Origin of the sequence: Bordetella avium, assembly GCF_034424645.1 — a bacterium.
GTDB classification, from domain to species: domain Bacteria; phylum Pseudomonadota; class Gammaproteobacteria; order Burkholderiales; family Burkholderiaceae_B; genus Bordetella; species Bordetella avium.
Genome location: NZ_CP139969.1, coordinates 1,678,582 through 1,699,275, shown reverse-complemented (window position 1 = coordinate 1,699,275; position 20,694 = coordinate 1,678,582). Strand labels below are relative to the sequence as shown.

The following is a 20,694-nucleotide window of genomic DNA, read 5'->3' as shown; positions in this document are numbered from 1 at the left end:
CGCCATGAGCATCGTCGAACTTAGCAAAGATTCTTTCCAGGAAGCCATCAAGCCTGATGGCACGCTGATTATCGATTTCTGGGCCCCCTGGTGCGGCCCCTGCCGTGGCTTTGCTCCGGTATTTGAACAGGCCGCAGAAAAGCACCCCGACGTCACCTTCGCCAAGGTCAACACTGACGTCGAACAGGAACTGGCCGGTGCGCTGGGCATCCGTTCCATTCCGACCCTGATGGTCTTCCGCGAAAAAGTGCTGCTATTCTCGCAAGCCGGCGCCCTGAGCGCGGGCCAGCTCGAAGAATTGCTGACCAAGGTCAAAGAAGTCGATATGGCCCAGGTTCACCGCGACATCGCACAAGCTCGCGAAAAGCCCGAAGGCGAACAGGCCTGAGATCAGTCAAGCGCGGCCTGCGGCAGCGCTTCCCACCCGGATTGCCCCCGGGTAATGTTGGCGGCGGCGCGAGCCAATTCGGCTTGCACTGCGGCTGGCATTTCCAGCGTCAGCGCCACCCCCAGCTCATCGAACACCTCATCGAGCACAACGGCGCCCGCCGACCCGAGTCGAGCGCGCAACAAGGCCAGCTCGGCGAAACCGCAGCGGCAGCGCACACGCACCATCGGAATAATGTCTAGATACATCCCGGCGCGCAGGCAATTTGCGGCGCAACCGCCGTAAGCGCGCACCAGACCGCCCGCCCCCAGCTTGATTCCCCCGAACCAACGCACCACCAGCACCGCCACGCGGTCCAGACCCTGGCCGTCTATGGCCTGCAAGATCGGCCGCCCGGCCGTGCCTCCTGGCTCGCCATCATCGTTGTAGCGATATTCGTTGCCGATGCGATAAGCCCAGCAATTATGGGTCGCCTCGGCCACCGTGTGGGCCGCGAAAAACGCCATCGCCTCGGCCACGCTTGCCACCGGCGCGGCATGCGCGGCAAAACGGCTTTTCTTGATGTCTTCTTCGAAGGAGCAGGCGGCGGCGAGAGTCTGGAGCATACCCCCGGATTGTACCGGCGCTTCAGCCATGGCAGTCGGCCACTTCCTGGTCCAGATACACATCGAAGGCTAGGTCGCGAGCCCATTTATTTGCCAGCGCCGTCCAAAAACCCGTCGCCCGCCAGGCGCGCATCTCCAGCCTTAGCCAATCGGCCTCGGCCGGCGCAGCCAGCCAGCCCAGTTCGGCCCGGCCTCCCTCTGCCGGCAGAGAAAACGCAAACTTGCGCCACTCCGGCAAACGCATCAGCGGCGCCCACACACTATCGTCGATCAGACCGATATCGCAACGGCCTTCGCGAACGCCCACCAAGGCATCGGATGGGGCGGCATAGGTTTGCACAGTGGCGCCATAACGCCGGGCCAGCGCCTCGGCTCGGTTGTTGCTTTGCGCCATGCAAACACGCTTGCCGGCCACTTCCGACCATTGGCGCAGGGGGGTGTCGTTGCGGATGACGGCTTTGGGCTGGCCGCTATAACCGCTGCCTACCCAATACGGTCCCATCGGCGCGGTATCGACACGATCGGCTAGCACGACGTCGGCGCGCCCCTGGGCCAACGCCTCGCTGGCCTGCTCAGCCGGCACCACAACCAGCACCAAGGGCAGACCGAGCCGCTCGGCCAGCTTGGCCGCCACCGGCATATCGAGACGCTCGGGCGTGCGGACTTTCGCGCCCGCAGGCAAGTCCGCCGTCTGGGCCGGTATGCCCACGCGTAGCTCGCCGCGCGCCCGGGCCTGGGAGAACGCCACATCCGCCTGAGCCGCCCAAGGCGCGGCGGCAAGACAAAGCAGCAATCCCGTAATGAGCCGTCTCATACGTATTGGTAGCGCAGCAAGCGCTGCTTGAGCTTTTCGAGTACGAGCTGATCAATCAACGCGGCCAGTACGGCGATGACCAAAATATTAGTCATGACGCCGGTCATATCGGCAATCTCACCCGAGTAAGACAGCGAACGACCCAGGCCTTTGCCAAAGCCGATCAGCATTTCCGCCGAGATCAGTGCACGCCAGGCGTTGCCGAAAGCCAGTTGCGCGCCGGTGATCAGTTCCGGCATGACGGCCGGCAGATAAACGCGCTTGACCAAACCCCAGGGCGTGGCGCCCATCACGCGAGCCGCCGATACGTGCACACGCTGCACCGATTCGGTCGCGTTCATCACACTGAGGGCCGCCGGGAAGAAGGCCGACAGCGCCACCACGACAATAATGGGCGTATTGCCGAAACCCATCACGATGAGAAAGAGCGGCACCCAGGCAATAGAAGGGATGGACTGCAAAATGACAATGGCGCTGCGCAGCACTTCACGGAAGAAGAACAGCAAGGCGGCGATCAGGCCAAAGCCTATACCCGCCAGCAGCGCCAGCCCATAGCCTGCGCCAAGGCGCATCAAGGTGCCGGTCAGCGACTGATGGAAGCTGGGTTTGCCGACTTCCTCGGTCAGACGATGCAGCACCGTGGGCACGCCGGGCATGAGAAAGTCGGGAAGTATCCAGGCCGCGACCTGCCAAATCAAGAGGATGAAAAGCACGCCAAGCCCCCCCGCAAGGTGCTTGCGCATACCCGTGACACGTGAGTTCAAAGCTTACGAGCCTCTTGCCAGGACAGATCAACGATGGAAGACACGTCATAAGGCTTGCCATCACGGGTCTTGAGCGAGCCCTGGGCCTGCAGAATATCGGCGATTTCCTGCATGCGTCGGGTGTCCTTGTCGGTCAGGGCCGGCGTGAACACCTGGGTGCGGATCGCCTCGCTAATGACTGTTTCTCGCGGCAGTTCACCGCGCGTCAGGGTTTTGAGCGTGGGTTCGGCGATAAAGTAAGAAGCGATCAGCTTAGAGGCCTCATCCGGCCGCTGTTGCAACAGATCAATGGCCGCCCTTTGGGCATCCAGGGCCTTCCAGACATCATCCTTGCGTTTGTTCAGCGTGTCGCCCGAGGTGATCACCACCATGCAGGGGAAAGGCCAGGCCTGGCCGACCTCATAAATCTGCTTGACCGGCGCCACCAACTGCGCAATACGGTCATAGGGTTCAAACAGAAAGGCCGCGTCCACCCGCTTGCCGACCAGTGATTGCACCGCCACCGCCGGGCTCACACCCATGACGTTGACATCGCCCTCACCCAGCTTGCCTTCCTTGAGCACCACGCCCTTGAGCACCACGTCGGCCGTGCTGCCTTCGGCCTGCGAGGCCAGCGTCTTGCCCTTCAGGCCGGCAATGTCCTTGATGCCCGAGTCGTCACGCACCAGCAGGGAGTGGTAACCCTGTTGCGCACCGCCGACCACCTTCAGATCCGCCCCCTTGGAAGCCCAGGCTACGGCATTGGTGAAGCCCAGCACACCAATATCGAGCTGACCGCCGACGATGGCCTTGATGAGGTCTGTGCCTGACTTGAATTCAATGAGTTCGGTGTCCAGACCGGCGTTTTTGTAAAAACCGCCCTCTTGAGCGACGATGGCCTGCGCATCATCCATGACACGCAGATAGCCTACGCGGAATTTTTCGGCCGCCATGGCGGGCGCGGCTGCCAGAAGCGCTGCGGCCAGCGGCAGGGTTAGCCATTGCTTGAATTTCATGATGGAGCTCCAGTTACAGGGCACGGGCTTACGCCGCCTGAGCGACGTGGTCTTGACCCACGGCAATGCCCAAAAGGCGCAAAATTTCGCGTTTTTCGTCGACCAGACCCGACAAATCATGGGTTTTGCTGCGATGCGCGAGGTTGAACTCACGCAATACCCGCGCCGGACGGGGCGAGAAGACCACAATACGGTCGGCCAGGAACAAAGCCTCATCGACGTCGTGGGTAACGAGCAGCACCGTGGGTTTTTCCTCGAGGATCAACTGCCGCAGCACATCCTGGAGACTCAGACGGGTCAAGGCATCCAGGGCGCCGAAGGGCTCGTCCATCAACAAGGTTTGCGGCTGGGCGATAAACGCCCGCGCCAGCGCGGCGCGTTGGCGCATTCCGCCCGAAACCTGGTGCGGGTAATAGGCTTCAAAACCACCCAGTCCGACGCGGTCCAGCCAGGCCTGTGCGCCAGCGCGGGCCTCGCGCTTGGGGGTTTTCTGAAATTCCAGCGCCAGCGCAACGTTGTCACGCAGGGTCAGCCAGGGATAGAGCGCATGTTCCTGAAAGACCAGCGTGCGACTGGGATGCGGCCCGCTCACGGGCAGACCATCTGCCAGCACACGCCCCTGATTTGCCTGTTCAAGACCGGCAGCCAAATGCAGCAAGGTGGATTTGCCGCAGCCCGAAGGTCCGACCAGAGCCACGAGTTCGCCAGACGTGAATTCACTGCTGAAGCCATCGACGACACGCAGGTCGCCGAATTGCTTGTAGACGTGATCGAAGGTCAGATTCATGAATGCGGGTGCCAGACAGATAAGCGCCTAATCTAGCAATCCGCTATATAAATCCAAACGATATTTATCTAATTTTTTAAAAACTTTTAGTTATAAAAATACAAAACGGCACGGGGTCACCGTGCCGTCTGGACCACACCGGGGCGCTCACCCCGGAAAGGATTCAGCTTTCGATACCGCGCGATGCGAGGTAGTCTTCATAGCCGCCGCGGTAATCGACGATCTCGCCAGAGGGCAGGATTTCAATCACGCGCGTGGCCAGCCCCGATACGAACTCGCGGTCATGCGAGACAAACACCAAGGTCCCCTCGAACTTCTCTAACGCAAATTGCAGCGATTCGATGGACTCCATATCGAGGTGATTGGTGGGCTCGTCCAGCAACAACACGTTGTGGCGGCCCAGCATCAAACGACCAAAAGTCATGCGGTTTTTTTCGCCGCCCGACAGCACTTTGGGCGCCTTGGGCAAGTCATCGCTGGAGAACAGCAGACGGCCCAGTGCCGAACGAATGGCCTGATCGTCATCGCCGGGCTGGCGGTAATTCGCCATCCAGTCAAACAGATTGATATCGGTTTGCAGGAATTGATCGGAAACATCCTGAGCCATGTAACCGATATCTGCGTTGTCCGACCACTTCACCGAACCCGAGTCGGGCGCGACGTCCCCGGCCAATAAACGCAGCAGGGTCGTCTTGCCGACACCGTTGGCGCCGATGATGGCGATTTTTTCGCCGGCTTCGACCATCGCCGAAAAATCACGGATGACGGGCGCATCATAGCTCTTGCTCAGGCGCTCGAGCGTGACCGCTTGACGGTGCATGACCTTGTTTTGCTCGAAGCGGATGTAGGGGTTCTGGCGCGACGACGGCTTGACCACGACCTGCTCCGCCTTGATGCGGTCGATCTGCTTGAGACGCGACGTGGCCTGGCGTGACTTGGACTTGTTGGCGGCAAAGCGGCGAACGAAGTCCTGCAATTCGGTGATGCGTTCCTTGGCCTTGGCGTTATTGGCCGTCAGACGCTCACGGGCCTGGGTCGAGGCCAGCATGTAATCGTCGTAGTTGCCGGGATAGATGCGGATGTCACCGTAATCCACATCGGCCATGTGGGTGCAAACCTGGTTCAGGAAGTGACGATCATGGCTGATGATGATCATGGTGCTCTGATAACCGTTGAGCACGTTTTCCAGCCAGCGGATGGTGTTGATGTCCAGGTTGTTGGTCGGCTCATCCAGCAGCAGCACATCGGGATTGGAGAACAGCGCCTGCGCCAGCAGGACGCGCAGTTTCCAGCCCGGCGCGACTTCGCGCATCAGCAGATTGTGCTGATCGACGCCGATTTCCAAACCCAGCAACAATTCGCCCGCGCGCGCCTCGGCGGTATAACCGTCGTACTCGGCGAACTTGGCTTCAAGCTCGGCCGCGCGCATGTAGTCGTCTTCGGTCGCTTCGGGATTGGCGTAGATGGCGTCACGCTCGGACATGGCGCCCCACATCTCGGTGTGGCCCATCATGACCACATCGAGCACGCGCACATCTTCAAATGCGAACTGATCCTGGCGCAGCTTGCCCAGGCGCACGCCTGGGTCCAGGGATACATTACCGGCGGAGGCTTCGAGGTCGCCACCGATGATCTTCATGAAGGTGGACTTACCCGAACCGTTGGCCCCGATCAGGCCGTACCGGTTACCTTCGCCGAACTTGACGCTGACGTTCTCGAAAAGCGGTTTGGGCCCAAACTGAATGGTGAGATTGGCGGTAGAGATCACGGTGGCTGATTAGACTGGTGCTGGCTGCGAACGACTGGACACCCGTAACGGGCGAAGAGGCATCATGGCCTAAAAAAGGCCATAAGCGAGAGGGGTAAACCCGGTAGTGTACCAAGCCCGATGAATTTTCGCTCCCGCCCGAGACGAAAGGCCCGCGACACCCGGCCCTGAGGGCCAGGCGCCAACCGGACCAAGGCGCTTAGTGGTGGTGCTCGTCGATCACCAGATGGGCGAGGCCGCGCTCGGTGGCCAGGCCAACCTTTTTGCCTATGGGCAAGGTGGCCTTGGTATCGCCATGACCGTAAGGCAGGCCCGTGATGACAGGCACCTTGGCTTCACGGCGCAGCCATTTAATAACCTCAGACAAGTCATAGCCGCCATCGTGCGCGGCCAGCTTGTATTCGGTGAAAGTGCCTAGCACGATGGCTTTCTGACGCTGCAAAACACCGGCCATCAAGAGCTGGGCCAACATGCGCTCGATGCGGTAAGGATGCTCGGCCACGTCTTCCAGCACCAGGATGCCGCCGCGCACCTTGGGAAAGTAAGGGGTGCCCATGAGGGACATCATGGTGGCGAGATTACCGCCCCACAGCACACCACGCGCATCGACCGGATCAGCATCCTGGGTTTCAAAACTGAGGATTTCCAGCTCACCGCGCATGATTTCACCGAACAACGCCACGGTCAGTTCATCGGCGCGCTTACCGCCGAAATCCCGCACAGCGGTCGCACCGGTATAGCTCACCGCCCCTGTCTGCGCCAGCAGAGCCAGGTTGAAGGCCGTAAAGTCGCTCATGCCGACAAAACGCTTGCCGCTGTCGGCCACCGCCTTCCAGTCGATATGCGGTAAGAGGCGCGACAGGCCATAGCCGCCACGGGTGGCCATCACGATGGGCTGCTTTTGCTTGAGCGCGCGCGCCAAGCCGGCCAAACGCTGTTTGTCGGTGCCGGCAAAACGCTGATGAACGGCCAGCGCGGCCCGGTCTACCGCCGTTTTGAAACCTTCGGCCGCGAGGCGCTCGCGGGCCCGCTCCACCGTCTGCGGATCACTCACGGCCGATGAAGGCGAAATCAGATAAATGCCAGTTGCCGCCTCAGGCTGGTGGGTGCATGCCGCGCTGCAAGTATGGTCGTGCTCGTGGGGGATATTTTTCTTCATGCCGGAATTTCCTTTTTGCGACGTTCGCGAAAGAACGCCCGCAGCAGATCGCCGCAGGGCGGCGCGAGCACCCCCCCCACGACCGTAGTGTGATGATTGAGTTGGGCAACCGCGCCGACATCGAGAACGCTGCCGCAGGCACCGGTTTTTGGATCATGCGCACCGAATACCACGCGTGTCAGGCGCGCATGCAACATGGCGCCGATGCACATGACACAGGGCTCCAGCGTGACATAGAGCGTCAAGCCGGGCAGGCGGTAGTTGGCCAGATGGCGGCTCGCTGCTCTCAAGGCCATGACTTCAGCGTGCGCCGTGGGATCGGAATCGAGGATGGTGCGGTTGTAACCCGCCCCCAGCACCCTGCCCTCGCCATCGACCACCACGGCGCCGACCGGCACCTCGCCCTGATCGTAAGCCAGGCGGGCCTGCTCGAGCGCCATGTGCATATAGATTTCGTCGGCGTCAACCACCATAAGCCCTCGACTTCAAGGACACACTGCCCGCCAGACTCACGAGGGCCGCCTCCAGCAATTGATACAGCTCGGCCTCTTCGTCGTAGCGGGCGAAATTAAGATTGGACACCCGGCCGTCTTCGACAAAACCCCAGGCACGGCTGCGTTTGTCACGGTGATTGGGGTCCCAGACGCCGAAGGCATAGCCGCCCGCACGACGGATCAGGGAAAAACAGGGAATATCCGTGTAGCCGTCACCCACGAAAACCATCTGATCAAAGGGGACGCGCAGCCGATCGCCAGGCACCTTGCGGTTGACTTCGAAGGGTTTGTTGCGAAACTCCGGGCCGACCAGGCCTTTCTGGATGTGAAACAGGTAGCGCGTCTTGTCGGTAAAACTGACAATGCGGCGCGGGAAACAGATACCGCCCATCTCATCGTAAATAAATTCCGAAGCCCAGATATCGGTGAAGGCGGCTGCGATAGGCGTCGCACGCACGATATCGCCGATACCGCTGGAAATGAGATAGAACTCCAGCTGGATGCGGGGATGCGCGGCGCGCACGGCATCACGCAGCCGATCGAACAGGGTGGTGACGCCCTTGTGCAGCGGCAGCCGCGCGCCCCACTGCTGTAAGCGCTCACGCGTGATGGCGCCATGCGTGCCACGACGCGATAGCGCTATCATCTGATACAGATAGGCGGGCACCGGGTCCCAATCGCCTTGCGAGAGCAAGGGATCGACCGCATCTTTCCAGAACGAGGCCGTATCGACGCCTATGCTCTCCAGAAAGCCGGTCGTGCTGTCCGGGGCCAGCGTGTCGTCGAAGTCGAATACCAGGGCAATGACGTCGGACATTCAGAGAGGACTCAAGTGGGCAAGCCAACATTTTGCCTGAATGCGGCGAGGGACGCTGCAAGCAGGCTGCTGGCGTGCCAGGCCATCAGGGCGCGGAGCCCGACGCCCCGGCGGGGATGGGTATGACGGTTTCACGCAAGATTGCGCCGCTGGACACGCTGCCCCGTGTAGTCGTTACCGCAGGGTTATTCATCTGCGTCAGGCAGTCCCGGCGCTGCGTGTCGGGCAGGCTGTCGCAGCGCCGCGTGCGATTACGTGCGAAATCGCCGCTGCCATTGCTCAGCCCCTGGTTCTTGGCCGCCTCCCGTGCTGCCGCCGCCTCGCGCAGACAGGCCTGCCGGTCACCGGCGTCTAGGCCCGCGTTGCAGCGCGCCACTTCGCGTTGATAGACCGCGCCAGGAGAGTCATCGGGCGCCGCATGCGCGGCGGTCCACGCCGCAGCGCCTAGCAAGAGCAACGCGCGCAGCGCGGCGCGCAGGGAAACACGGCTCATGGCGATGGCATACCTCATGGTTTTCTCCCGTCAGAATGCAAAAATCCGTCGCGCGTTTCAGGCGCCAGCTAGCAACATAGCACGAGCGTCGCTGCGCTATAGTGCCGGGCCGCTGGGCCGATCATCATGGCTCGCTGCTGTTATGCGGGCTATTGGGTCCGACCTCAGCATCCCGATTGCGATAGACGGCGGCGCGCATCAGCAACATTCCGGTGACTGGCGACGTCAATACCAGCAGGATGACGATGACGACTTCATGAAATACCGGCCGCGAGGCTTGGTAAGAAAAGACCAGCATGGAGGCCAGCAGCACGCTGCAAGCGCCCAGGGTATTGGCCAGCGTCGGGGCATGGATGCGTGCATAAAAATGCCCGAAACGCAGCAGGCCGACCGCACCGGTCAGGGCCAGCATGCCGCCTGCGATCAACAACAGGCTGGCCGGCACGGCGATCCACCAGGGGATGTCAGCGGGAATCATGGTTCGATCACTTCCCCGCGCAGCAGAAACTTGGCCATTGCGGTTGAGCCGACAAAGCCGAACAGCGCAATCAAAAGCGCAATGTCGAAATACACGCCGGTGCCGACGCGGATACCGAACACCAGCATGATGAGCATGGCCTGGATATAAACCGCGTCCAGTCCCAGCACACGATCCTGGGCGGTGGGGCCGCGCAACACACGAATCACCGCGCAGCCCAGCCCCACGGCGAAACAAATCAGCGCGAACGACGCGGACCAATACAACAGAACGTCCATTATTCGAATACCTCCATCAACGTGCGCTCATAGCGCCCCTTGACCAGCGCTACCCATTCGTCCTCGTTCTGCAGGTCCAGCACGTGCAGGGTCAGGCCTTTGCTATCCGAAATATCGACCAGCACCGTGCCGGGCGTGTAGGTCAGGATGCAGGCCAGCATGGCGATGCCATGGGGATCGCGCATCGTCAGGGGAATCGTCAGAAAACCGGGTGACATCTCGGCGCGGGGACGCCAGATCAGCAGCGTGACCGCCCAGTTGGAACGAATGATGTCTATCAGCACCCGGCAAAACAGGCCAGGCAGCAGGTAAAAGCGGCGCGGCCTGGACTTCAAAGGCCGCAGACGCGTGGAGGCCCAGCCCAACCAGATGGCCAAAGCCGCGCCAAAAGCTATCTGGCCCAGCGAAAGCGATTGGTTGAGCAAGAGCCAGAGGAAAAACATACCCAGCGGCAAGAGCATTTTGCTGAAAACGTCACGCATCTCAGTGCCCTCCCCCCAACACACGCACAGGCTGCTTGGACAGCACCGCATTGACATAGTCGGCCGGCGCATCCAGCGATTGCGCCGCAGCGTCCAAATAGGCCGAGACCGGACCCGCGCCCGCAGCAAGGGCAACGCAAAGCAGAATCAGCACGGCAACCGGGCCGGCCTCCAGCAAGCGCAAACGGGGAGTGCTGCGGTCTTCGCTGCTCCAGAAAACGCGGATGCCCGTGCGCCCCAACGCGATCAGACCCGCCAGACCCGACAGCAATACCCCCGCCACCAGCAACCAGGCATCCATGGGCGGCGCCGAGGTATTGGCCGCCGACACGGCCGCCGAAAGCAGCGAAAACTTGGCCACGAAACCCGACAAGGGCGGCAACCCCGTCACCAGCAAAGCGCAGGCAACAAAGGCCAGACCGAGAAAGGCCATCGCGGCCGGAATGGCAACGCCCACCACATCGTCGGAACGCGAGGCGGGATCATCGAGGTCGAAATTGTCCATCGTGACAGCCAGCACATTCGCCCCGAAGCTGCGCGTGCGCTCGATGAGCTCCACCAACAGGAAGAAGGCCGAGGTCCCCAGCACCGAGCTGATCAGATAAAACAGCGCGGGTCCGGTCAAGGTGACGCCTGGCATACCTAATGCGGTGAGCAGGGTTCCGGCGGAAACGATGACGCAATAGCCCACCAATTTCTCGAGTTGCTGCGACGCCAGAATCCCCACCCCGCCGAAAATCAGCGTGGCCAGCCCTACGGCGAACATCCAATCCAGGCTGAAGGCCGCGGGCGCGCCTGTAGGCAGCAGCAAAGATCCAATGCGCAACAGCGAATAAATACCGACCTTGGTCATGATGGAGAACATGGCCGCTACGGGCGGGCAAGCCGACCCGTAGCCGCTGACCAGCCAGAAGTTCAGCGGCCAGGCCCCCGCCTTGACCAAAAAGGCCACGCCCAGAATGGCGGCCCCGGCCTCGAACAGACGGCGGTCGCTACCTACGAGTTGGCCGGCGCGCACCGCCAGGTCCGCCATATTCAGTGTCCCAGTCACCCCGTAAATCAGCGCGATACTGATCAGAAGCAGGAAGGACGCAACGAGATTGACGGCAATGTATTGCAGACCTGCGCTCACGCGGGCGCCGCCCGAACCATGCAGCAGCAAACCATAGGATGCCGCCAGCAGCACCTCGAAGAACACGAAGAGATTGAACAGATCGCCCGTCAGGAAGGCGCCATTGAGGCCCATGAGCAGGAACTGGAACAGCGAATGAAAATGCACGCCCGCCCGGTCCCAGCGAGCCAGCGAATAGACGAGCGTCGCCAGACCCAGCGTCGCCGTGAGTGTGAGCATGATGGCCGCGAGACGGTCGACCACCAGCACGATGCCAAACGGTGCAGGCCAGTCGCCGGGCAGATAGACACCAATGCCATCAGGCCAGATGTCATAGGCGCCCGCCGCCAAGGCCAGCAGCGCGATGGCGCTGAGCAGTTGCACCAGGGTGGAAGCAACTGCGATAAAAGCCCGCTCGCGCCGCCGCGTATCCGCCAGCAGCAGCATAAGGGCGCCAGCCACCAACGGTACCGCTATGGGATAGATAGGGAGATGTTGCTGCCAATCGATCAAGATTCGGGCTCCCGGCCGTCAACGTGGTCGGTGCCCCTGAAGCCGCGCGAGGCCAACAGCACCACAAGAAACAAGGCCGTCGTCGCAAAGCCGATAACGATGGCGGTCAGAACCAGCGCCTGCGGCAAAGGGTCCGCGTAGGCGCCGGGGTCTGGCGGCGCCAGCGGGTCGACCACCGGAGGACGCCCCACCGTCAGACGCCCCATGCCGAAAATGAAGAGATTGACGGCATAGGAAATGAGCGACAGGCCCATGATGACCTGGAAGGTTCGTGGCCGCAGCAGCAGCCACACGCCTGAACCTACCAGCACGCCGACGGCGACTGCGTATATCCATTCCATCTCAAACTCCTTTCATCGCGGCCTCGGCCTCGGCCTGCGCCTCGGACACCAGCTTGCGCTGGGCGCGCAAGGATTGGTGCGCCAGGGCGACCAGCACCAGTACCGTTGCGCCCACGACCAACATATAAACGCCCAGATCGAACAACAACACGCTGGAGAGATGAACCTCGCCGATCAGCGGCACGTGGACATCCCAGGCCAGCGCGGACATGAAGGGCCGTAAAGCGAACCAGGACGACATGGCAGCCGCCCCCGCCGCCAACAGGCCCAGACCGACCCAGCGCTGCGGATTCAGGCGGCTGCGCGACTCGACCCAGTACACCCCGCCCACCATGTATTGCAGAATGACCGAGGTCGCCATGACCAGGCCGCCGACGAAACCGCCGCCCGGCAGATTATGGCCACGCAACAGCAAATAGACCGAGATCAGCACTGCCACTGGCAAGAGCAGACGCACCAGCACGGCCGGAATCCGCATGACACCCTGAGGCAGCGGGGCTTTGACATCGGGACTGGCTGGCGGCTGACCGGGCTCCAAACCATCCTGCTCACGCTGCTGACGCGGCATTTCGATACTTTCCTGAGCCGGCCGAAAACGGCGCAACAGTGCATAGACCGTCAGCGCCACAATGCCAAGCACAGTGATTTCACCCAGGGTGTCGAAGCCCCGGAAATCCACCAGCAGCACATTCACGACATTGGTGCCGCCCCCCTCAGGCAGAGCCTGCTCGACGAAAAACGACGAAATCGTGTCGCCCACCGGGCGGGTCAGCATGGCATAGGTGATGGCGCTCATGGAGATGCCCGCCAGCGCCGCCAGGCCCAAATCGCGCGTGCGCCGGGCGCGCGCCTTCCAGTCCGGACGTTCATCGTCGCTTTCGCTCACGATACGGCGCGGCAGCCAGCGCAACCCCAACAGCAACAGCACCACCGTCACGACCTCCACGGCCAATTGAGTCAGGGCCAGATCGGGAGCGGAAAACCACACAAAGGTCAGGCAGGTGACGATGCCCGCGCCGCCCGACAGCGTGAGCGAAGCCAGCCGATGGTATTTGGCCTGATAGGCCGCGCCCAGTGCGCAGGCGCCGCCAGCCAGCCACAGAATCAAAAAGACGGGATCGGCGGGCGTACGCGGCCCCATGCCATCTAGCCAGCCGGACACCCGCAAGGGCATCCAGGCAACCAACAGCGTGGCGCTCACAATGACTAGCATCTGCACCTGCAGGCGCGGCGAAGACGCCCGGCGCAGCAGCCAACGCGCGCCCATGGCACTGACTTCGAGCAGATACTCAAAAGTGCGCCGCCCGTCCAGGCGGTAAATAAAGGGCACTTTACCCGGATTGGCCGCCTGATGAGCGCGCAGGACCAGATACAACAACACCCCGGCCGACATCGCGACCAGACTCATAACCAGCGGCAGATTGAAGCCATGCCAGACAGCCAGGCTGAACTGCGGCATGCCTGGACCCAGAATGCTCTGTGCGGCGATGTGCAAAACCGGCCCGACAGTCAGTCCGGGCAATACGCCGATCACCAGGCACAGCAATACCAGCAAGGCACTGGGCAACAGCATCCAGCGCGGCGGCTCATGCGGCGCGCGCGGCAGATCCGTCGCCGGTGGGCCGAAAAACACCTGCACGATAAAGCGCAGCGAATAGGCCACGCTAAAGGCGCCCGCGATAGTGGCCATCAGCGGCAAGCCATACTCCAGGAAGCGGTCGCCGGTGATGAAGGTGGTTTCGGCGAAGAACATTTCCTTGGACAGAAAGCCATTGAGCAGCGGCACGCCCGCCATGGACGCGGCCGCCACCATGGCCATGGTGGCGGTAAGCGGCATGGCCGAGTACAGGCCGCTCAGGCGACTGATATCGCGGGTGCCGGTTTCGTGGTCCACGATGCCGGCGGCCATGAACAGCGAGGCCTTGAAAATAGCGTGATTGACCATGTGAAAGACCGCCGCCACCAGGGCCAGCGGACTATTCAGGCCCAGCAGCAGCGTGATCAAACCCAAATGACTGATGGTGGAGTACGCCAGCACCCCTTTCATATCTTGCTGGAAAATAGCGGCATACGCGCCCAAAACCAGCGAGATCAAGCCCGCACCGCCAATGATCCAGAACCAGGCATCGGTGCCGGCCAGGAGTGGCCAGAAACGCGCCAGCAGAAACACGCCGGCCTTCACCATCGTGGCCGAATGCAAATAGGCCGACACCGGCGTAGGCGCCGCCATCGCATTGGGCAGCCAAAACTGGAACGGGAATTGCGCGCTCTTGGTGAGCGCGCCCAGGGCCACCAGGGCCAGCGCAGCCGGATACCAGGGGTGGGCGCGCACGATGTCGCCCGCACGCAGCACCACATCCATGTCATAGCTGCCGACGATATGGCCCAGCAGCAACACCCCGCCCAACAGGCAGAGTCCGCCTGCGCCGGTGACGGTCAGAGCCATGCGTGCGCCGCGCCGCGCGTCGGCGCGGTGGTGCCAATAGGCGATCAGCATGAAGGATGCCAGGCTGGTCATTTCCCAGAACAGGACAAGCTGGATCAGGTTGCCCGACAGCACCACGCCCAGCATGGCGGCCATAAAGGCTTGGAAAAACGAGAAAAAGCGCGGCACCGGGTCTTGCGGTGACATGTAGTAGCGCGCATAGAGCACAACCAGCGTGCCTATGAGCGACACAATCAGAGAAAACAGCCAGGCAAAGCCGTCCATGCGCAACGCGAACTGCAAGCCCAAGGCGGGAGCCCAGGGAATATCGACGCGTATCACCTCTCCCGCCGCGATCTGGGGATAGAGGCTGGCTACCAGCAAGGTGGAACCCAATGCAACGAGACCTGCCAGCCAGGCCTCGGCATTACGGGCATTGGCAGGCAACAACGCTGCGCACAGACTGCCAACAAAGGGCAGAGCGAGTATGAGTATTAGCGACATGGCGCTCCGGGATAGGTCCGGCTCAACCCTGCCACGGAACGCGACAGAAAAGCCTGAAGCCAAGTTGGCGATCGGCCCTGACGCGACCCATCAGCGCTAACCGCCGTCTTGAAAGACAACAAGTCCAACCGGGCGGCGGGCGCACCGATTGGGTAGTACGGAAGGGGTTGCTGGCAAAATCGGCCAGGAGACTCAGACGAAAAATATCAGATTATTGTAAGTTTCGCACGATTCACAGCACGTACCGCGAGGATACTTGCAGATTGATAACGCAATCGCAGAAATTTGCTGCGCCGCGATATTTATCCATTTTGCTGTCTTCTTCGCTTAACTTGCAGGGGCGGTCTTTACGACCCAGACCGCCCGGCGCCAGAAATCGGGAAATATCAGGGCAACTCGCGCAGGACGACACCCATGTCTTGCCAGGCGTCGGCGTGACAGGTGAACAGCAGGATTTGATGGCGGGTCGCGGCGTCGAACAAGGCCCGTTTGACCAGATCGCGCCGCCTGCTGTCGGCATGCACCAGCGCGTCATCGAGCACCAGCAAGGTAGGCCGGCCCGCCTCGCGCAGCAGGTCAGCATAGGCCAGGCGCGCCAGCAAGCCCAGTTGCTCACGAGTGCCGAAACTTAAGGCCTCCAGCGCGTCATGCGTTCCCCCTCGGACCAAGGCCAGGGGCTGCAACTGCTCATCCAGACTCAGGTCTGCACCGGGAAACAACAGCGCCAGATAATGCGCCAAACGCTCAGACAAAGGCCGCAGCAGACGCCGGGTTGCGGTGTCACGCTGCTCGCCAAGCAGACGCCAGAGCAAATCCAATGCTGCGGCGCGGCGTTCATAGTCGGCTCGCAAGCGGCCAGCCCGCTGCCAGGCGGCCTCGGTTTCGGCCAGCCGCTCGCCAACGGCCTGCGCCCCGGCCTGCTCCAGCTTGCCTTGCAGGCTCAATAAGCGGGCATGGCGTTCTTGCTGGGCCTGCCGCGCCAGTTCGGCAGAGCGCGCATAGCGCTCGGCATCCTGTTTCAGCAACTCCGGCCGATGCGCGGCCAGGGCCGACTCGGCCTCGCGCGCCTGCAGCGCACGCTCCTGCTCGGTTTGTTCGGCCTGGGCGAATTGCGCCGCCCGCAGCGCCCGGCGCGCTGCCTGCGCAGCGTCGTCAAACGCCGACTGGCGGCTCTGATACTGCTCCTGCAGCAAGGCTGCCCGGCTGGACGCCTGAGCCTGGCCGGCATCCGCCTCGCGCGCCTGCCGCTCGGCGGCCTGCGCCGCCGCCGTCGTCCGCTGTACGGCATCCTTGGCCGCAGGCAGGCGCGCATCCAGATCGGCCTCGCCGCCCAGGTCGGCGCCATGCAGTTGTGCTTGCAGGCGTTCGCGGGTTTGCCGCGCTTGAGCCAAAGCGGCCTGCAAGGCAGCCCCCCCTTGAGGGGCCAGGGCATGAAGCGCCTGCTTCGCCTGCGCCAGCTCACGCTCGAGTTGTGTAGCATGCGCCAACCGTGCTTCGGCCTGAGCCAGGCTGCCGGCAGCCAATGCTGTCAGCCCTTGCTCCAGACGGGCCTGGACCTCGGCACGCTCACGCCTTAAGGCCGGCAGATCCTGGCCACCCGGCTCAATAATGAGCCGGCCCAAACCCGGCAAAGACAACTCGGCCGCCTCGGCCAAGAGCGTCTCCCCCTCTCCTTGCAGCATTTGCTGCCCCAAGGACAGGCTCACACCGGCGTCAAGCAGATGGCGAATGCGGGTGGCGCCTGCCTCCAGACGCAGACGCAGCGCCTCTTCTTCGCGCTGCAGCTGGCGCAATGCCGTCACCGCCTGGGCATCAATGCGCACCTCCTGCCACTCAGCCAGCAAAGCCGCCACCTGGGATTCGCCCGTCTGCACCGCCGCCAGCGCCGCGCCCAGGCGCTCTTCTTCCGCACACGCTTGCCGCAGCCAGTCGCGGGCCTGTCGCAGACGCTGCTGTTCCTGCACGGCCTCAAGCGCCGCGCGGGCGCTTTGCAACGCCGCCTCGGCATGCACGCGGGCTTGAGCCATGCGGGCGCCTGTGTCGTTATGCTGGGCCAACTCACGCGCCGCCGCCTGCGACTGGGCATGCAGGTGGCGTAACTCTTCTTCGTCGCGCCGATCGCGAGCCGCCTGATCCCGCAACGCCTGGGCCAGCCTCGCAGCCTCATTGGCCTCTTGGCGAAGGCGCTGGACCCGCTCTTGTTCGATGGCCAAGGCCTGGAGTTGGGCGCGGGCCTGGGCGGCCTGCTGCTCCAGGGCGACCCAAGGCGCTTCGCGCTCGGCGCGCTCGTACTCGGCGCGCCACTGCGCCAGCCGGTCTACATCGGCATCCAGCTCGGCGCGTTCGCGCAACAGGGCCTCACGCGCCTCTCCCAAACGGACATAGGCCTCCTCGGCAGCCTTGTACACGCCCTTGGGCTTGCCGCCCCGGGCATCCAGCAGGGCGGCGCGGGCCTCCTGCACCTGGGCAAAAAGACGATCACCGTCCGTGCTGGCCAGTTCGCCGCTGATCTGCGTAAGCGCCTCCCGCACTTGCCCATCGGCGTGGCGCGCGGGTTCGGCAATATCCTGCCCACTGCCTTGAGTGATCCACAGCAGTCCGGGCACCCCTGCATGCTCGGGCTTGCTCTGCCCCCGCCCCGGAATCTCGAAGCCCAACAAGCGCGCCAGCGTCTGCTCGGCCTCTTCACCCTCCAGACGGCTGCCGTCGATCCGCAGCTCGCAACGGGCCTTATGTAAAAAATGCTTTTGCAGCGCATAGTGGCGCCCGCCATGCTCGAACTCGATGCAGACGGTCGGACGCGCGCCCGCCATGCCATAAGGGGCCAAGTCCGCCACCTTGCTGGTGTTGTAGCGCTCGAGAAACGCGGCTCGCAAGGCCATCGCGTAAGTCGATTTCCCGGCCTCGTTCGGCCCGGCGATGATGTTGAGCCCGGCATCCAGACCATCGAGCACAACCGGCTCACGGAATTTACGGAACTCTTGCAAAGCGATGCGATGCAGCCTCATGCCCCGCCCTCCTCACGCGCCATGCGAAGTAAGAGCTGCATAGCTTCCCGGGCTACCGGCGCGGTTTGCGGGTCGGCCTGCATGGCACGCAAGCGCGCCGCCACATCACTCAGATAACCGCCGCCGTCCAGCAGGGAGAAATCGGCGTCGTCGGGCTCCAGGCTCAAGGCATCCGGCTCCAGGCGCAAGGCGCGCAAATGCGCTTCGGCTCGGCCTATAGACTGCGTCAAACGCTCCCAAGCGGCAAGCGACACACGACCGCGCAGCGTCAGGCGCAAGACGTCATCGGCCTGCAGCGTCTGCAAACGGGCCTCCAGCATCTCGGCATCGGCCGGCAATTCCAGGTCGACATCCCAGGCCTGCCAGCGGTAACGCCCGACCCGCACCGCCTCGACTTCGGGCTGCGCGCCGCCCAGCCGAACGTGCAGCGCATAGCCCGGCTCATTGCCGCGAAAACGGTCGGTCTCGGGCGTGCCCGCATACCAACAGCGGTCTGTCACGCGCAGGCAGCCGTGCCAATCACCCAGCGCCAGATAGTCCAGGCGGGCCGTGTCGGCGCGGTCAGGGGCAATCGGATTGGCCGCATCGGCCGAGTCGGGCAAACGGCCCGTCACGCTGCCATGGGCCAAGCCGACACGCGGCAACCCGGCCGGCGTTTCAAGGCTGTCGAACCCCCGTGTGACGTCGTCATAGGTGTGCCGTTGCGTGAGCGGCGCAGCCAGCACCGCCAACTCAGGCAAGAGCACGACGCCAGGCTCCAGCGCCAGATGCACATTGGCCGGAATGCAAGCGAGTTTGCGCGCGCGGGTCCACACACTCTCGGCCAGCGCGGCATCATGATTGCCAGGAATCATGACCCAGGGCCCGGCATAGCCCTCCAGCGCACCGAAGAGTCTTCTAATCAGGCGGTCCGAAACCGCCTGTGTGTCGAACACATCGCCGGCCACCAGCACGGCGCACACGCCGCGCTCGCGGGCGATCGCGGCCAGGCGCGCGACGGCCTCCAGCCTGGCCTCGGCCAGCACTGCGGCATCGTCGTCATCGAATTGGCCGTATTGCCGGCCGATCTGCCAATCGGCAGTATGCAGAAAAGAAGGCGGACGGGAGCTCATGGCCGGATTGTGGCACAAGCCCCGCCTCAGGATGAACGCGTCAGGCGCGGCCCTGCTTCAGGTCCAACCCGCCTGCAGGCGAAGCTTTGCCCTGGTAACGCGACAACGCCAGGTCGTCGGCGCGGATGGCCGGCTGATGGCCCATCACGATGTCCGCCATGAGCTTGCCGGAGCCGCAGGCCATGGTCCAACCCAGGGTGCCATGACCGGTATTCAGGAAGAGATTGTCATAACGGGTGGCGCCAACGATGGGCGTACTGTCCGGTGTCATGGGACGCAGGCCTGTCCAGAACTCGGCCGCAGCCACATCTCCGCACCCAGGGAAGAGATCCTGCACCACCATTTCGAGCGTGGCGCGGCGCTGCGGACGCAGCGTCAGATCGAAACCGGCCAGTTCCGCCATGCCCCCCACGCGGATGCGCTGGTCGAAACGGGTAATCGCGATCTTGTAGGTTTCATCCAAAACCGTCGAAACAGGCGAGGCCTGCGCGTCGCGCATGGGAATAGTGAGCGAATAGCCCTTGACCGGATAAACCGGCAGATCCAGACCGAGCGGGCCGAGGAAGCCGCGCGTGTAGCTGCCGAAGGCCGCCACATAAGCGTCGGCCTGCATAGGCTCGCCGCCGACCCGCACGCCCGTCACGCGGCCATTCTCCAGCACCATGCCTTCGACTGCCTGATTGAAGTGAAAACGTGCACCCAGATTCGCGGCGGCTTCGGCCAGCGCGCGCGTAAACAGGCGACAATCGCCCGTTTCGTCATTGGGCAGGCGCAAGCCGCCAGCCAACTTGTGCAGCGAACGCGCCAGGGCAGGCTCGGCGCCCGGCAGCGCATCGCGGTCCAGCACTTCGTAAGGCACGCCCACCTCTTCAAGCACGGCGATATCGCGCCGCGCCGCCTCGAGTTGCGCCTCGGTGCGGAAAAGCTGCAATGTGCCCTGGGTGCGCTGTTCGTACTGAATGCCGGTGCTGTCACGCAGCTCGCGTAGGCAATCGCGGCTGTATTCGGCCAGGCGCAACATGCGTTCTTTGTTGACGGTATAGCGGTCTGCCGTGCAATTGGCCAGCATGGCCGCCATCCAGCGCCATTGCCACAGGCTGCCGTCGGCTCGAAGAGCCAGCGGCGCATGTTTCTGGAACAGCCATTTCAAGGCCTTGAGCGGGATGCCAGGCGCTGCCCAAGGCGTGGAATAGCCCGGCGACACCTGACCGGCATTGGCGTAACTGGTCTCGTCGGCGGGTCCGGGCTGGCGGTCCAACACGGTGACCTGCGCCCCCTGCCGAGCCAGATAAAAAGCGGTTGTGGTGCCGATAACGCCGCTGCCCAGAACGATGATATGCATGAGGATCCCCGTGATC

At 62.9% G+C, this 20,694-nt stretch carries 20 protein-coding genes; 1 reads left to right on the top strand and 19 read right to left on the bottom strand.

The annotated features are described in order from the left end of the window. The first annotated feature begins 4 nt into the window (after window positions 1–4). Window positions 5–388, top strand: a complete 384-nt coding sequence (trxA, locus tag U0029_RS08130; RefSeq protein ID WP_114851972.1) for a thioredoxin — start codon at window positions 5–7, stop codon at window positions 386–388. 2 nt (window positions 389–390) lie between these two features. Here trxA and U0029_RS08125 read toward each other — a convergent pair whose 3' ends face one another. The 19 genes from U0029_RS08125 to U0029_RS08035 all read right to left on the bottom strand — a co-directional run bounded on the left by U0029_RS08125 (window position 391) and on the right by U0029_RS08035 (window position 20,678). Continuing rightward, entirely contained in the window at window positions 391–993 is a 603-nt protein-coding gene (locus U0029_RS08125; RefSeq protein WP_114852034.1) for an IMPACT family protein, read from the bottom strand. A 22-nt stretch (window positions 994–1,015) separates the two neighbouring features. Further along, window positions 1,016–1,807, bottom strand: a complete 792-nt coding sequence (locus tag U0029_RS08120) for a type 2 periplasmic-binding domain-containing protein (RefSeq protein ID WP_114851971.1) — start codon at window positions 1,805–1,807, stop codon at window positions 1,016–1,018. Continuing rightward, window positions 1,804–2,550 (bottom strand): ABC transporter permease, encoded by a 747-nt coding sequence (locus U0029_RS08115; protein WP_039052188.1) that lies wholly within the window; start codon window positions 2,548–2,550, stop codon window positions 1,804–1,806. The genes U0029_RS08120 and U0029_RS08115 overlap by 4 nt, the downstream gene beginning before the upstream one ends. A gap of 17 nt (window positions 2,551–2,567) precedes the next feature. Then, complete coding sequence (locus U0029_RS08110; RefSeq protein ID WP_012417656.1) at window positions 2,568–3,566, bottom strand: ABC transporter substrate-binding protein; 999 nt, start codon at window positions 3,564–3,566, stop codon at window positions 2,568–2,570. Window positions 3,567–3,594: 28 nt separating this feature from the next. Further along, complete coding sequence (locus U0029_RS08105; protein ID WP_012417657.1) at window positions 3,595–4,353, bottom strand: ABC transporter ATP-binding protein; 759 nt, start codon at window positions 4,351–4,353, stop codon at window positions 3,595–3,597. 163 nt (window positions 4,354–4,516) lie between these two features. Next, complete coding sequence (locus U0029_RS08100; protein ID WP_039052187.1) at window positions 4,517–6,121, bottom strand: ABC-F family ATPase; 1,605 nt, start codon at window positions 6,119–6,121, stop codon at window positions 4,517–4,519. A gap of 199 nt (window positions 6,122–6,320) precedes the next feature. Further along, on the bottom strand, window positions 6,321–7,280 hold the full coding sequence (locus U0029_RS08095) for an LD-carboxypeptidase (protein WP_114851970.1): 960 nt from the start codon (window positions 7,278–7,280) through the stop codon (window positions 6,321–6,323). Beyond that, window positions 7,277–7,753 (bottom strand): tRNA adenosine(34) deaminase TadA, encoded by a 477-nt coding sequence (gene tadA / locus U0029_RS08090; protein WP_039052186.1) that lies wholly within the window; start codon window positions 7,751–7,753, stop codon window positions 7,277–7,279. Before tadA ends, U0029_RS08095 begins: the two co-directional genes overlap by 4 nt. Next, window positions 7,743–8,591, bottom strand: coding sequence for a haloacid dehalogenase-like hydrolase (locus U0029_RS08085; RefSeq protein ID WP_012417661.1), 849 nt, complete (start codon window positions 8,589–8,591; stop codon window positions 7,743–7,745). The genes tadA and U0029_RS08085 overlap by 11 nt, the downstream gene beginning before the upstream one ends. 85 nt (window positions 8,592–8,676) lie before the next feature. After that, a complete protein-coding gene (locus tag U0029_RS08080) occupies window positions 8,677–9,102 on the bottom strand; it encodes a hypothetical protein (protein ID WP_012417662.1) in 426 nt (141 codons plus the stop codon). A 106-nt stretch (window positions 9,103–9,208) separates the two neighbouring features. Further along, window positions 9,209–9,562, bottom strand: coding sequence for a monovalent cation/H(+) antiporter subunit G (gene mnhG / locus U0029_RS08075; protein WP_012417663.1), 354 nt, complete (start codon window positions 9,560–9,562; stop codon window positions 9,209–9,211). Next, window positions 9,559–9,840, bottom strand: coding sequence for a K+/H+ antiporter subunit F (locus tag U0029_RS08070; protein ID WP_012417664.1), 282 nt, complete (start codon window positions 9,838–9,840; stop codon window positions 9,559–9,561). Before U0029_RS08070 ends, mnhG begins: the two co-directional genes overlap by 4 nt. Next, window positions 9,840–10,322: a Na+/H+ antiporter subunit E gene (locus U0029_RS08065; protein WP_012417665.1), complete on the bottom strand. Its 483-nt coding sequence runs from the start codon at window positions 10,320–10,322 to the stop codon at window positions 9,840–9,842. Before U0029_RS08065 ends, U0029_RS08070 begins: the two co-directional genes overlap by 1 nt. 1 nt (window position 10,323) lies before the next feature. After that, on the bottom strand, window positions 10,324–11,946 hold the full coding sequence (locus U0029_RS08060; protein WP_012417666.1) for a monovalent cation/H+ antiporter subunit D: 1,623 nt from the start codon (window positions 11,944–11,946) through the stop codon (window positions 10,324–10,326). Beyond that, the gene (locus U0029_RS08055; protein WP_012417667.1) at window positions 11,943–12,287 is read right to left on the bottom strand and encodes a Na+/H+ antiporter subunit C; all 345 of its coding nucleotides are present in this window, start codon (window positions 12,285–12,287) and stop codon (window positions 11,943–11,945) included. The genes U0029_RS08060 and U0029_RS08055 overlap by 4 nt, the downstream gene beginning before the upstream one ends. A gap of 1 nt (window position 12,288) precedes the next feature. After that, on the bottom strand, window positions 12,289–15,216 hold the full coding sequence (locus U0029_RS08050; protein WP_114851969.1) for a monovalent cation/H+ antiporter subunit A: 2,928 nt from the start codon (window positions 15,214–15,216) through the stop codon (window positions 12,289–12,291). Between the two features lie 386 nt (window positions 15,217–15,602). After that, complete coding sequence (locus U0029_RS08045; protein WP_114851968.1) at window positions 15,603–18,224, bottom strand: AAA family ATPase; 2,622 nt, start codon at window positions 18,222–18,224, stop codon at window positions 15,603–15,605. Further along, window positions 18,221–19,336 (bottom strand): metallophosphoesterase family protein, encoded by a 1,116-nt coding sequence (locus U0029_RS08040; protein ID WP_012417670.1) that lies wholly within the window; start codon window positions 19,334–19,336, stop codon window positions 18,221–18,223. Before U0029_RS08040 ends, U0029_RS08045 begins: the two co-directional genes overlap by 4 nt. A 40-nt stretch (window positions 19,337–19,376) precedes the next feature. Continuing rightward, window positions 19,377–20,678: a D-amino acid dehydrogenase gene (locus tag U0029_RS08035; protein ID WP_012417671.1), complete on the bottom strand. Its 1,302-nt coding sequence runs from the start codon at window positions 20,676–20,678 to the stop codon at window positions 19,377–19,379. Window positions 20,679–20,694 lie beyond the last annotated feature (16 nt).